The sequence below is a fragment of the Micromonospora sp. NPDC047753 genome (assembly GCF_040642735.1).
Taxonomy (GTDB): Bacteria; Actinomycetota; Actinomycetes; order Mycobacteriales; family Micromonosporaceae; genus Micromonospora.
The window spans coordinates 1-12,954 of record NZ_JBEYSL010000165.1 but is presented as its reverse complement, the minus strand read 5'-3'; the positions used below and the strand labels follow the sequence as shown (position 1 = coordinate 12,954).

The following is a 12,954-nucleotide window of genomic DNA, read 5'->3' as shown; positions in this document are numbered from 1 at the left end:
GTCGCCGCCGGTCGGGAGCCGACCCCACCACTGCCCGCGCCACTGCTCGGCCGGCTGCCCGAGCTGGTGGAGTTGGAATCTCTCCTCCCCCGGTAGCGGCGAGCCGCCGGACGCCCTCGTCGGCGGCCAGACCGGCGGGCAGCGTCGTCACCTCCCGCCGAGCGACCAGGATCTCCCGCAGCGTCCGGCCGGCGATGTCGAACGCGCCGGTCAGGATCTCCCGCTGCTGGGCCGACAGGCCGCGCTGGCTGGCCAGCATCTCCCGCAACTCCTCCTCGGTCATCTCCTCCCGGTTGGCCCGCGGGTCACCACCGGCGAGCCGGACGACCGCGTCGGTGGCCCGGCTGAGCAGCCACACCGCCGGCCGGGACACCCGAGCCAACAGATCCAACGGGCCGGCGCTCAGCAGCGCCCAACGCTCGGCCCGCTGCATGGCCAGCCGCTTCGGGGCCAGCTCACCGAGCACCAGCGTGACGAAGGTCAGCAGCACGGTCACCAGCAGAACCGCGGCGGGACGCGCCGCCGCGCCGAGGAAACCCAACGGCCCGACCAGCGGAGAGGCCAACGACACCGCGGCCGCCGCCGAGGCCAGGAACCCCGCCAGGGTGATGCCGAGCTGAATCGTGGCCAGGTAGCGGTTCGGGTCCCGGGACAGCTGCACCAACCGGTCACCGGCGCGGCTGCGCCGGCCCAGCCGCCGCAACTGCCCCTCCCGCAGGGTCACCAGCGCCATCTCGCTGCCGGAGAGCGCGGCGTTGACCAGCACCAGCACGGCCACCAACGCCAACTGCCCGAGCTGACTGCCCATCGCGTGCCCCCGTCCGCCGCCTGACGTCACTCAACCGCAGCGGGGCGCGGCGTGGGCGGTGTTTGCGACCGCGCCCCCGCTCAGTCGACCTCCAGGTCGTCCAGCGAGATGGCGTGGGTCATCAGCCACCGGGCCAGGGCCGACATGCCGAACAGCCACAGCGGCACCGACTCGGTGGGGCCGTTGGTGGCGTAGATGGCGAAACGGAGGTCCGGCGCCCGGTACGCCTCGATCCGCCACTTGTGCTGCCGGTCCCGCCAGACCGCCGAAGGGTCCATGGCGTCACCGTAGGTGACCATCGCCGACCTCGGGGCCGGTTGGCCCGGCATCGCCGGCTCAGCCCGGCACCACCGTCGTCCCGAACACGATGCGGGCAACGGACACCAGGAGGCTGATGCCGACCGCGGCGAGGATCAGCCAGCCGAACCCACGCCACCCCGAGCCCCGGTCAGGCACCGGCACCGGCGGTGGTCTCCACAGCTCCCGGTAGGTCCAGGCCAGCACACCAGTCCCGAACGGCAGGAGGCCGACCCAGAACCAGAACCACCGGGTGCCGACCAGCGGCGGCGCGCCGCCGATCAAGCGGCCCAGCCAGAGCACGGTCAGCACACCCGCGAGCAGAGCCGCGGCGTTCCCGATCCGCTGCGCGGTGCCGCCCCCGGCCTGCCACGAATCGTCGACCGCGGCACGCCGCGCGTCCCACCCGGTGCTCGCCGACGAGTCCGGCCCGACGGTGGACGAGTCCGAGGCGAACGGCGCCCCAGCGGCGTACCGGTTCTGGCCGTTCGACACGGTCCAGGTCAGCATCCCCCCGTCGGCCGCGTACTGCACACGCGGCCGGCTCCCCCAGTACGCGCCGTCGTCGGCCCAGCCGTTCGCCCGCTGGTAGCTCACCACCCGGCCGGCCGCGAGATCCCGGTCGAGCTGGGCCTCGGTCGACGCGCGGGGCTCGACCCACCACGCCAGACCGGCCCACAGCACCCACAGCACCGGCAGCCCCCAGCGCAGCGCCACCGAGACGATCTCCCGCCAGCGGCCACCGAACGGCCGCGCCCGGGACGCCATCACCTCGACCATCAGCCCACCGTCGCATCCCGACGCCACCCTGTCAGCCCCGCAGGGGCGCGCGTTCAGGTGACGACGATCCGGACGTCGTCGGGCAGCCGGCGGGTCGCGCCCCGCCGGTCCAGCAGTTCCAGCAGGGGCACCGCCACCCGGCGGGTGGTGTCCAACGCCTGCCGGGCCGCGGAGAGGGTGAACGGCTGCGGCAACCCGGCCAACACCCGGACCGCGTCGTCGAGCGCGTCGGGCAGCAGCACCACATTGTCGGCCAGCCGCAGCAGCGCACCGGCCCGCACCGCGGCGCCGATCTCCCGGGGGCCCAGGCCGAGGTCGACGAGGCGGTCCGCTTCGGGGGCGCGGAACGGCCGGTCGCCGTACTCGGCGCGGACCCGGCTCACGGCCAGGGCCACAGGTTCGGGCAGCGCGTTGGCGCTCGCCGCCCCGACCCGACCGGCGTGGATCCGCAGCGGCGGCCGGACCAGCGCCTCGACCAGCACCCGGTCGGGCAGGGCGAGGCGCTGACGCAGGGCGTCCACCGGCATTCCGGGCTCCAACGGGTGCTCCCGCGCGTGCCGGGCGACCTCCTCGGTCAGCCGCTCGCCGAGCTGCCGCCAGTGCGCGGGGTCGGCCAGCCAGTCACCGGCCACCGGCGCCGCCCACGCCGGGCTGTCCCGCCCGGGCCCGGTAGGCACCGGCACACCCATCCGGATCAACGCGCCGGTCCGGATCAGTCGGCGACGGCGCAGCTCCCCCGCCAGGTCGGGTCGACCGTCCAACTCGGCGAGGACCTGCGAGCGGGCGGCGGCCGCACCCCGTCGGCCCAGCGGTGGCGGCGCCACGTCCAGCACCCGTACCCCGCCGCTGACGTGGTGGCGGCCCGGGTCCCGCAGCAGCGCCCGGTCACCCACCAGCAACGGCAGCGGGCGGGCCAGCCGCAGCCGGACGGTGTCCGGGCCGAGTGGGCGCACCCGTACCGGCACCGCCGCCGACCCGACGTGCAGCGTGAGGGTGGCCGGCAGGTCGCCGGCCGGGTCGCCGGCGAGCCGGACGTCGACGAGGTCGGTGTGGTGAAACCGGCCCGGGGTGAGCAGCGCGTCGCCCCGGCCGAGCCGGTCGCGCGGCGTACCCCGCAGGTTGACCGCGACCCGGGCGACCGCCGCCGCCTCCGGGCGGGCCTCGCCCAGGCAGTGCAGGCCGCGGACCCGGACCGGTTCGTCGGCGCCGGCCAGCTCCAGTTCGTCGCCGACCCGCAGCCGGCCGCCGCCGAGGGTCCCGGTGACGACAGTGCCGCTGCCCCGCACCGTGAAGCTGCGGTCCACCCAGAGCCGGACCGGGTCGTCCACGACCGGCGCGGGCAACTGGGCGGCGAGGCGGTCCAGGGCGACCCGCAGCTCCGGCAGGCCGGCGCCGGTCAGGCCGCTGACCGCCACCGCCGGCACCGCGCCGAGGCTGGTCGCGGCGATCTCGGCGCGGGCGCGGGCCGTCGCCGGCCCCGGATCGGCCAGGTCCGCGCGGGTCACCGCGAGCAGGCCGTACGCGACGCCGAGCGCGTCGAGCGCGGCCAGGTGCTCGGCGGACTGCGGCATCCAGCCCTCGTCGGCGGCCACCACGATCAGCGCTGCCGGGACCGGGCCGACCCCGGCGAGCATGTTCGGCACGAACCGCTCGTGCCCGGGTACGTCGACGAAGGCGACGGTGGCGCCGGACGGCAGCGTCGTCCAGGCGAAACCCAGGTCGATGGTCATCCCCCGGCGGCGTTCCTCGGCCCACCGGTCGGGTTCCATCCCGGTCAACGCCCGGACCAGTGTCGACTTGCCGTGGTCGACGTGCCCGGCGGTCGCGACGACGAACACGTTCAGTCGTCCCCGGGTACGCGCAGCACTGCCGCGCGGACGGCGTCGTCGGCGTCGGCGGGCACACAGCGCAGGTCGAGCAGGAGTCGCCCGCGCACCACCCGCCCGAGGACCGGCGGGTTCCCGGTGCGCAGCGGGAACGCGTACCGCTCGGGCAGGCTCAACGCCCACGAGTCCAACTCCACGCCGGGGGCGCCGCCCCCGCCGACCACCGCGACGGCCGGCACCACCTCCGCCTTGCGGCCGTCCGCGCCGAGGCGGTCCCGCAGGCGCTCCACCCGTTCCCGCAGAGTGCCCGGCTCGGCGTGCAGCGCCGCGTGGGTCGGTGTGTGCGGTTGGTGCAGGGTGGCGGCGAGCGCGGCCAGGGTGAGCTTGTCCACCCGCAGCGCCCGGGCCAGCGGGTGACGTCGCAGCCGGTCGACCACCTCGGCGTCACCGAGCAGCAGCCCGGCCTGCGGCCCACCGAGCAGCTTGTCGCCGCTGGCGGTGACCAGCGTGGCGCCCGCTCGCAGGGTGCTGGCCGCGTCCGGTTCGTCGGGCAGCAGCGGGTCCGCGCCGAGCAGCCCGGAGCCGATGTCGGCGACCACCGGCACCCCGAGCGTGGCCAGTTGCCGTACCCCGACGGCGGAGGTGAAGCCGGTGATCCGGAAGTTCGACGGGTGCACCTTGAGCACGAAACCGGTCTGCGGGCCGAGCGCGGCGGCGTAGTCCTCGACTGTGGTGCGGTTGGTGGTGCCCACCTCGCGCAGCCGCGCGCCGGTGCTCTCCAGCAGGTCGGGCAGGCGGAAACCGTCGCCGATCTCGACCAGTTCGCCCCGGCTGACCACGATCTCCCGGCCGGCGGCCAACGCGGTGGCGGCCAGCACCAGCGCGGCGGCGCCGTTGTTGACCACGTGCACGGCGCCCGCGTCGGGCATCACCCAGAACTGGGCCCCGTTCAACAACGCCTGGACGGTGATGGAGAAGTACATCATTCCCACGCACGCCGACCAGCCGACCGCCGGCTCCGCGGGCACCCCGCAGTACGCCGCGGAGTACAACCTGCCCAGCCAGTACCCGTCGGCGCTGAACCCGAACGTCCCGGTCGGTCAGGACCCGCTGCGCTCGGAGTTGCAGTCCACCTACGGCACCGGCGACATCTACGGCATGCACTGGCTGATGGACGTCGACAACACCTACGGCTTCGGCCGCTGCGGTGACGGCACCACCAAGCCGGCCTACATCAACACCTTCCAGCGGGGCACCCAGGAGTCGGTGTGGGAGACCATCCCGCAGCCCTCCTGCGACACCTTCAAGCACGGCGGTCAGTACGGCTACCTCGACCTGTTCGTCAAGGACACCGGCGCCCCCGCCAAGCAGTGGAAGTACACCAACGCCCCGGACGCCGACGCCCGCGCCGTGCAGGCCGCGTACTGGGCGCTGACCTGGTCCAAGGCGCAGAACAAGCAGGCCGACGTCGCGGCCACCATCACCAAGGCCGCCAAGATGGGCGACTACCTGCGGTACGCGATGTTCGACAAGTACTTCAAGAAGATCGGCAACTGCGTCGGGGCCAGCACCTGCCCCGCCGGCAGCGGCAAGGACTCGGCGCACTACCTGCTGTCCTGGTACTACGCCTGGGGCGGCGCGTACGACGCCAGCCAGAACTGGTCCTGGCGGATCGGCTCCAGCCACAACCACTTCGGCTACCAGAACCCGTTCGCGGCCTGGGCGCTGACCAACACCCCGGAGCTCAAGCCGCAGTCGTCGACGGCGGTCGCCGACTGGACCAAGAGCTTCGAGCGGCAGCTGGAGTTCTACACCTGGCTGCAGTCCGCCGAGGGTGGCATCGCCGGTGGCGCCACGAACAGCTGGGACGGTAGCTACGCCCAGCCGCCGGCCGGGACCAGCACCTTCTACGGCATGTTCTACGACGTCGACCCGGTCTACAACGACCCGCCGTCGAACCAGTGGTTCGGTATGCAGGCCTGGTCGATGCAGCGCATCGCCGAGCTGTACCAGCAGACCGGCAACGCGAAGGCCAAGGCGCTGCTGGACAAGTGGGTGCCCTGGGCGATCGCCAACACCACCCTCGGCACCAACTGGTCGATCCCGTCGGACATGGCGTGGACCGGTCAGCCGACCACCTGGAACCCGTCCAACCCGCAGCCCAACACCGGCCTGCACGTCGAGGTCATCAGCAAGGGCCAGGACGTCGGTGTCACCGCCGCCTACGCCCGGATCCTGATCGCGTACGCGGCCAAGTCGGGCAACGTGGCGGCGAAGAACACCGCCAAGGGGCTGCTCGACGCGCTGTCGGCCGCCAGTGACGCCAAGGGTGTCTCCACCACCGAGACGCGCGGCGACTACCGGCGCTTCGACGACGTCTACAACGCGTCCACCGGGCAGGGCCTCTACGTCCCGTCGGGTTGGACCGGGAAGATGCCGAACGGCGACACCATCGCCGCCGGCAAGAGCTTCCTCGACATCCGGTCCTTCTACAAGAACGACCCGGACTGGCCGAAGGTGCAGGCGTACCTGGACGGTGGTCCGGAGCCGACCTTCAACTACCACCGGTTCTGGGCACAGGCTGACGTCGCCATGGCGTACGCCGACTACGGCAGCATGTTCCCGAACGGCTGAGACGACCCGGGGTGGGTGGCGTGGACCGCCCACCCCGGGATTCGGCCCCGGTCCGGGGAACGACGGACCGGGGCCGGCGGGACGGCCTGACACCCACGGTCAGGCCGGGGTGGGCCGGCCATCTGGCCGACGCAGCGGATCGGCTGGCCCACCCCACCGCCCGGACTGGAGCCAGCCGCGAAAAAGCCCAGAAATTCGGGCCGTCGCGGGATCACACCGAGGTCTGTGACGGAGTAACGTACGTCACCGGAGAGGCCGCTCCCCCCGTGGCGGCCTCTCCACTTTTTTTGCCCCGAGTCCGGCCGCTTGCCCGCCCCGATTCCGGCCGCTTGCCGCGCCGAGTTCGGCCGCGCGGGACCGGGTTTTCAGCGTGGCGGCACGACCGGGTGACGCAACCCCGGGTGCCCGGCCGGCAGCGAGCGCCGCAGCACCACCCAGCTCAGCGCCAGCGCCGCGGCGACCAGCGGCCAGGTCAGCGCCACCCGGGCCACCACCAGCGCGAGCACCTGCCCACCCAGGTAGAGCGGCACGAACACGGCCACCCGCAGCAGGTAGGTCACCGTCCACACCCAACTGGCCCGGCCGTACCCGCGCAGCAGCGCCGGGTCGCGCCGCCACCCGGCCCGCTGGCCCAGCACCGCGCCGACCAGCACACCGAGCAGTGGCCACCGCACCACGATGCTGACCGTCCACGCCAGAGCGCTCGCGGCGTTCGACAGCACCTGGATCAGAAAGAAGTTCTCGGCCCGGCCGGTGCGCACCGCGATCAACGCCGCGACGCAGACGGCCAGCAGCCCGATCAGCACCGAGCGCGGCCGGTCACCCCGGCGCAGCCGTACGCCGGCCACCACCGCGCCCACGGCCAACGCCGCGCCGACCCCGCCCCACAGCGACTCGCCGCCCAGCAGCCAGCCCACCGCGAAGGCCAGCGGCGGCAGGGTGGCGTCGATCGCGCCGCGTCGCCCGCCCAGCAGATCCGTCAGCGACTCGGCGCGCGCCGGCCCACCCGGGCCGGTGTCGCCGCCCGTCGGCACCGGCCCCGCCGACCCCGGATTGTCGCCTTCACCCTGCTCCGGGCCGGTCTCGGTCGGGCCGCCGTCGCGCTCCGGTACTCCGCTCACCACCGCCTCCTCGCCTCCGGCACAACCTAACCGGCGATTGATGGCGGGCCACCGGTCGGACCGCCGGCACCTGCCGCTACGGTGTGCGGATGCGCGCGACGGCACGGGGTTGGACCGCGGTCTGGTTGGTCGTACTGGCCCTCGTCCAGGCGGCCGCCTTCCTCGCCGTGTGGCGGGTGGCCGTGCACTCCGAGATAGGTCAGTGGGTGGACACGGTCGCCCTCACCGGCAACCGGATCGGGCAGGACACCATCGACGGCCCCGTCGACAAGATCCTCAACGCGATGTCGGTGGTCTCGCTGCTGGCCGCCACCGCGACGATCGGGTTCATCGCGCTGATCCGGGGGCGGATCGCCCTGGCGATAACCGCGACCCTGCTGATCGCCGGAGCGAACGTCACCACCCAGTTGCTCAAGTACGGGCTGAACCGGCCCGACTACGGTGTCGACCCGGAACGCGCCGCGGTGGGCAACAGCCTCCCGAGCGGGCACGCCACGGTGGCCGCCTCGGTGGCGGTCGCCCTGATGCTCGTGCTGCCACGCAAGGTACGAGCCGTCGGTGCCTTCATCGGTGCCGGGTACGCCGCCGTCGCCGGAGTCGCCACCCTCTCCGCCGGCTGGCACCGACCCAGCGACGCCGTCGCCGCGTACCTGGTGGTGGGTGTGTGGGCGGCATTGGCCGGGTTGCTGCTGCTGGTCACCCAGCGGGAGCAGGCCGAGATCGCCCCCGGCGACGCGCACCGGGTCGCGGCGCTCGTGCTCGGGCTCGGTGGTGTGCTCGCCCTGGTGGCCTGCGGGCTCTCCCTGTCCTGGTTGCTCGACCTGCGCGACACCGGGCCGGAGGAGCTGGCCCGCCGTCCCCTGTTCGTCGGGTACGCGGGCAGCGCCGCCGGGATCGCCGGCACGATGGCGGTGGTGATGGCGTTGGCGCTCACCGTCGTGCACCGGCTGGTGCCCCGGGTCAAGGGCTGAGCCAGCCGGCGTAGCCACCTGGGCGGCCGAGCGGGCTCAGCTCGCGGCGCGGGGTGCGGGGACGTGCGGGGCGACACCGCGCAGGTGGGTGAGCACCACCGGGTCGATGCGGCCCGGCACCAGCCGCTCCTCCAGGTTCTCCAACCCGGCCCAGGAGATCAACGCCGCTTCCGTGCCGTCCTCGTGCACCCTGTGGCCCAGCGCGCCGAGCAACGCCGCCACCTCGGCGGCGACCGCGCCGCTCAGGTCGAGCAGGGTCGCCGGGTCGGGTCGGCCGAACAGCATGGTGTGCACAGTGAGCAGCCGACCCAGCTCGGCGATCGGGTCCGGGTGGTCGTCCACGCGCAGGTCGACCACCACGTCGCTGGTGCCGCCGTACCCGCCGCCGCGCTCGACCACCAGCAGACCGGCGCTCTGCCGGCCCCGCCGGTCGCCGCCGGCCTCGTCGCCGGCCCGCAGCGCGGCGACCAGCCGCTCGGCGAACGGCAGTGCCGCTCCCGCCTGCCAGGCCGCGCCGAGGGCGTCGACGACCTCCGGCCCGGTGAGGATGTTGCCCTGCGCGGCCCAACCGTCGCCGGTCCGCCCGCCGGCCCACGGATGGCAGGCCGGCCCGGTCCAGGTGGCACCCGCACCGGTGGCCCCCACGACGCCGAGTTGGCGGTGCTCCCGCTCGGGGTCGGCGGCGATCAGCCCGGCCACCACGTCGGCGGGGGCCACCCCGGTGCGCAGCAGGGTGAGGCCCTGCGGGCGGTAGGCGAGGTTGACGTGGGCCTGGGTGGCCAGCGCACCGACCTCGGCGGCGGCGGCCGGGACCAACGCTCCGGCGGCGAGGAACTTGCTGGCGACGGCGACGCCGTGCAGGCGCCCGTCGGCGGAGCGGGCGACGAGGGAGAAGGTCACCGGCCGAGATTAGCCTTCCGCGCCGCCGTGACGCGGGCACGCGAGGCTCAGAACGGTGGCGCGGCGGCCTCCGGTGGGGCGCCGTGGGCCCGACGGGCGTCGGCCACCGCGACAGCGGCCAGCACCACCGCTCCGACCGCCGTCGCGGCCACCCCGGGCAGGTGCCGCAGCGGCACGGCCGACGCCAGCAGCACCAGGAGGGCGATCCACCGGGACGGGGAGACCCGTGCGAACACCTCGTACTCCAGGCGGGACCGCCCGGCCAGGAACAGGATCGGACCGCCGAGCACCATGACCAGCCACGGCCCGGGAATCCGCTCCAGCGGACTCTCGATGATCAGCTCGTATCCGACAGCTGTGGAAGCGAGACCGATCACCATCAGCAGGTGGGTGTCGGCGGCGGAACGGCCGATGGTGGCGGGGTGCCGGGCCTTCGTCACCGCCTCGCCCAGGATCCGCCCGGCCCGCTGCACGTAGATCCGCCACAGCATGATCGAGGTGGCCAGCGCCAGCGCGAACGCCCACGCGTGCCCGGTCTCGTACGGGCCCTTGCTGTACGCGAAACCGGCCACCAGGATCGTCTCGCCCAGCGCGACGAGGAAGAACTGCTGGTACCGCTCGGCCAGGTGCTCGCCGGCGATCTCCCACTTCGAGATTCTCGAGCGGCCCAGGCCGGGCACCGGCCAACCACAGCGGGCCGCCAGGTACTCCACCGCCAGCGCCGCCGACCAGAGCGCCACCTGCCCGTTGGTGCCCAGCATCGCGCCGCCGATCCAGAGCACCCCGCTCACCGCGAAGATCACCGCCATCCGCACCTTCAGCCGGCGGTACGGGTGCGGGCCCAGCGCGATCGACAGGATCACCGGCCGGGTCACCTGCGCGATCACGTACGCCACCGCGAACATCAGCGCGGTCTGGCTGAACGCCCGGGGAATCGCGACCCCCATCAGCATGCTGCACACCAACGCGGTGATCACCACGGTCTGCAACGGCACCCGGTAGGGGTCGTAGCGGCTGGTCGTCCACGCGGTGCCCTGCCAGACCGCCCAGAGCGCGAGAAGCAACAGCAGTGTCTTGCCGCTGCCGGTGACCGCCTCCCAGATGTACTTCCGGCCCGACTCCTCGGTCAGGTCCTCGAACGCGCGCGCCGAGATCCGGGTGAGCGCGAAGACGAACACCAGATCGAAGAAGAGTTCCAGGAAGGTGGCCCGACCCGGTGTGGCCACCCCGGGGACCGGCTCCAGGTGTCCTGCCGCCCTGAAACCCATGGTCAGCGGCCTGCGCCGTCGGTCCGGTCCACCTCGAAGTGGTAGCACTTCCACCGCCACGCACGGTCGGAAACCGGCGATTCTGCCCAACCCGGGGATCTTGCTCGGGCCCGCGTCAACGGGCACGATCGATCGGTGACGAATCGATGGGGCATGACGGTGCCGCTGAGCGGGATCGCGCTGGCGCAGCACGACGCGGCCTACGCGGCCCTCGACCGGGCCGGGTTCACCGACGTCTGGTCGTCCGAGGTCGCCGGGACCGACGCGTTCACCCCGCTGGCGCTCGCCGCGGCCTGGCAGCCGGGGCTGCGGCTCGGCACCGCGATCACACCGGTCTTCACCCGAGGCCCCGGTCTGCTCGCGATGAGCGCGGCAGCGCTGGCCGAGGCCGCGCCGGGCCGGTTCTCGCTCGGCATCGGCGCGTCCTCACCCGTGCTCGTCCGGGACTGGAACGCCGTGCCGTTCGACGAGCCGTTCCGCCGCACCCGCGACGTGCTGCGCTTCCTGCGCGCCGCGCTGGCCGGCGAAACCGTCGACGAGGCCTACGACACGTTCACCGTCCGCCGGTTCACGCTGGAACGACCACCGGCGGTGCCGCCATCGATCCTGCTCGCCGCGCTGCGCCCGGGGATGCTCCGGCTGGCCGGCTCGGAAGCCGACGGGGTCATCCTCAACTGGCTCAGCGCCGACGACGTGCCGCGCGCCCTCGCCGAGCTGGGCGAGCGCCGCACCGGCTTCGAGGTCGCCGCCCGGATCTTCGTCTGCCCCACCGAGGACACCGTGTACGCCCGGGCGCTGGGCCGTCGGCTCATCACCAGCTACCTCACCGTCGGGGCGTACGCCGAGTTCCACCGTTGGCTCGGCCGCGACGAGACGCTCGCGCCCATGTGGGCGGCCTGGGCCGCCGGTGACCGGCGCGGGGCCAACGCGGCAGTACCCGACGAGGTGGTCGACGCGCTGGTGCTGCACGGCTCACCGGAGCGGTGCCGCGCCGAGGTGCGCCGCTACGCCGACAACGGGGTGGACGTGCCGATCATGGCGCTGTTGCCCACCCCCGAGGTCACCACCGGCGGGGCGAGCGCTCTGCTCAGCCTCATCGCCCGGTTGGGCGCCGCCACGGTGGAGGTCAGCGCGTGAACCTCACCGACCGGATCGTGGTGGTCACCGGCGGGGCCGGCGGCATCGGAGCGGCGCTGTCGCGCCGATTCGCCGCCGAGGGGGCCGCCGCCGTGGTGGTCGCCGACCTGGACGCCGACGCGGCCCGCGCGGTGGCCGAGGGCATCGGCCCGGTCGCGCACGCCCGCGCCCTCGACGTCACCGACGAGGAGCAGGTCCGCGCGCTGGTCGCCGACACCGAGCAACGGTACGGCCGGATCGACCTGTTCTGCGCCAACGCGGGGGTGACCACCGGCGGGGGAGTGGAGGTCGACGACGCCGGATGGGACCGCGCCTGGCGGGTCAACGTGCTCGCCCACGTCTACTCGGCCCGCGCGGTGCTGCCCGGAATGCTCGTCCGGGGCGGCGGGCACCTGCTGCACACCTGCTCCGCGGCGGGTGTGCTGACCGCTGTGGGCGACGCCCCGTACACCGCGACGAAGCACGCCTCGGTGGGGTTCGCCGAGTGGCTGGCCATCACCTACCGGGACCGGGGCATCCGGGTCAGCGCACTCTGCCCACAGGGGGTGGACACCCCGATGCTCGCCGACGGGCTCGCCGACGCTCACCTGGGCGCCCGGGTGGTCGCCGCGTCCGGTGCGGTGCTCACCCCGGACCAGGTCGCCGACGCGGCCGTCGCCGGGCTGGCCGAGGAACGTTTCCTGATCCTGCCGCACCCCGAGGTCGCCGACTACGCGCGCCGTCGCGCCGAGGACCCGGACGGCTGGCAGGCCGGTATGCGCAAACTCATCCGCCGGCTGACCGCCTGAGCCGCTACCGCGGGGGAACTCGTCCGACGGCCAGGAGGTGGGCGCTGGAGCTGATCAGCGCCGGCTCGCTGCCAACGCAAAGCTCTTGATCAGCGCGGGGAGCGGCGGGCGCGGCGCAGGGGAGTGGGGTGCACGGACCAGAGCAGGCGACGCCACCAGGGGCGGGCGGAGCGCAGGGTGGCCACGTAGGCGGTGGCCACCTCGGCGGCGCGAGCCGCCTGGTCGGGTGTTGCGGCGCCGGGGGCGAAGCCCACCTGGTTGAGCAGGGCCGCCAACTCGTCGACGGCCGGGCCGGACGCGTCTGCCTGCGCCGTGCCGCTGGGCGCGACGGTGCTGCGCGAGGTGGCCGCCGAGATCGCCGCAGAGCCCGACGTCTACGCGGTGGCGGTCTCGCACCGGGTCGGCCCCCTGGCGATCGGTGACG

General features: G+C 74.0%; 10 protein-coding genes and 4 pseudogenes. 5 read left to right on the top strand and 9 right to left on the bottom strand.

The genetic code is table 11. From position 1 onward, the window contains the following. From ABZ749_RS16250 to selA, 5 genes and pseudogenes are all read right to left on the bottom strand, one after another. Nucleotides 1-808 (bottom strand): CNNM domain-containing protein (locus ABZ749_RS16250; protein WP_357228343.1); only part of this gene is annotated, 808 nt, incomplete at its 3' end. An 80-nt stretch (nt 809-888) separates the two neighbouring features. Further along, nucleotides 889-1,086: a hypothetical protein gene (locus tag ABZ749_RS16245; RefSeq protein ID WP_238669770.1), complete on the bottom strand. Its 198-nt coding sequence runs from the start codon at nt 1,084-1,086 to the stop codon at nt 889-891. A 58-nt stretch (nt 1,087-1,144) separates the two neighbouring features. After that, nucleotides 1,145-1,885, bottom strand: coding sequence for a hypothetical protein (locus tag ABZ749_RS16240; RefSeq protein WP_357228340.1), 741 nt, complete (start codon nt 1,883-1,885; stop codon nt 1,145-1,147). Nucleotides 1,886-1,938: 53 nt separating this feature from the next. Continuing rightward, complete coding sequence (gene selB, locus ABZ749_RS16235) at nt 1,939-3,723, bottom strand: selenocysteine-specific translation elongation factor (RefSeq protein WP_357228337.1); 1,785 nt, start codon at nt 3,721-3,723, stop codon at nt 1,939-1,941. Nucleotides 3,724-3,725: 2 nt separating this feature from the next. Beyond that, nucleotides 3,726-4,640: pseudogene (gene selA / locus ABZ749_RS16230) on the bottom strand (L-seryl-tRNA(Sec) selenium transferase); the annotation flags it as partial. Here selA and ABZ749_RS16225 point away from each other — a divergent pair. Continuing rightward, nucleotides 4,639-6,345, top strand: a pseudogene (locus ABZ749_RS16225) (glycoside hydrolase family 48 protein); the annotation flags it as partial. The pseudogenes selA and ABZ749_RS16225 overlap by 2 nt on opposite strands. Nucleotides 6,346-6,710: 365 nt before the next feature. Here ABZ749_RS16225 and ABZ749_RS16220 read toward each other — a convergent pair. Further along, complete coding sequence (locus tag ABZ749_RS16220) at nt 6,711-7,379, bottom strand: DUF3159 domain-containing protein (protein ID WP_357228349.1); 669 nt, start codon at nt 7,377-7,379, stop codon at nt 6,711-6,713. Nucleotides 7,380-7,549: 170 nt separating this feature from the next. Here ABZ749_RS16220 and ABZ749_RS16215 point away from each other — a divergent pair, with 170 nt between their 5' ends. Continuing rightward, nucleotides 7,550-8,437, top strand: a complete 888-nt coding sequence (locus tag ABZ749_RS16215) for a phosphatase PAP2 family protein (RefSeq protein WP_357228334.1) — start codon at nt 7,550-7,552, stop codon at nt 8,435-8,437. 36 nt (nt 8,438-8,473) lie between these two features. Here the strand turns inward: ABZ749_RS16215 and ABZ749_RS16210 are convergent, their stop codons facing one another. Together ABZ749_RS16210 and ABZ749_RS16205 are read right to left on the bottom strand one after the other, a co-directional pair. Further along, the gene (locus ABZ749_RS16210) at nt 8,474-9,337 is read right to left on the bottom strand and encodes a DUF1028 domain-containing protein (protein ID WP_357228331.1); all 864 of its coding nucleotides are present in this window, start codon (nt 9,335-9,337) and stop codon (nt 8,474-8,476) included. Between the two features lie 47 nt (nt 9,338-9,384). Continuing rightward, on the bottom strand, nt 9,385-10,605 hold the full coding sequence (locus ABZ749_RS16205; protein WP_357228328.1) for a low temperature requirement protein A: 1,221 nt from the start codon (nt 10,603-10,605) through the stop codon (nt 9,385-9,387). 153 nt (nt 10,606-10,758) lie between these two features. On the opposite strand from ABZ749_RS16205, the gene ABZ749_RS16200 reads away from it, so the two are divergent. Together ABZ749_RS16200 and ABZ749_RS16195 are read left to right on the top strand one after the other, a co-directional pair. Further along, a complete protein-coding gene (locus ABZ749_RS16200; RefSeq protein WP_357228346.1) occupies nt 10,759-11,742 on the top strand; it encodes an LLM class F420-dependent oxidoreductase in 984 nt (327 codons plus the stop codon). After that, nucleotides 11,739-12,530, top strand: coding sequence for an SDR family oxidoreductase (locus ABZ749_RS16195; protein ID WP_357228325.1), 792 nt, complete (start codon nt 11,739-11,741; stop codon nt 12,528-12,530). Before ABZ749_RS16200 ends, ABZ749_RS16195 begins: the two co-directional genes overlap by 4 nt. Nucleotides 12,531-12,619: 89 nt before the next feature. Here ABZ749_RS16195 and ABZ749_RS16190 read toward each other — a convergent pair. Continuing rightward, nucleotides 12,620-12,814: pseudogene (locus ABZ749_RS16190) on the bottom strand (hypothetical protein); the annotation flags it as partial. A gap of 46 nt (nt 12,815-12,860) precedes the next feature. Between ABZ749_RS16190 and ABZ749_RS16185 the strand changes: the two are divergent. Beyond that, a pseudogene (locus ABZ749_RS16185) lies at nt 12,861-12,954 on the top strand (molybdenum cofactor biosynthesis protein MoaE); the annotation flags it as partial.

Coding starts and splice junctions, on each gene's coding strand:
- ABZ749_RS16205 (WP_357228328.1), bottom strand. CDS start 10,605: ATGGGTTTCAGGGCGGCAGGACACCTGGAGCCGGTCCCCGGGGTGGCC.
- ABZ749_RS16245 (WP_238669770.1), bottom strand. CDS start 1,086: ATGGACCCTTCGGCGGTCTGGCGGGACCGGCAGCACAAGTGGCGGATC.
- ABZ749_RS16240 (WP_357228340.1), bottom strand. CDS start 1,885: ATGGTCGAGGTGATGGCGTCCCGGGCGCGGCCGTTCGGTGGCCGCTGG.
- ABZ749_RS16200 (WP_357228346.1), top strand. CDS start 10,759: ATGACGGTGCCGCTGAGCGGGATCGCGCTGGCGCAGCACGACGCGGCC.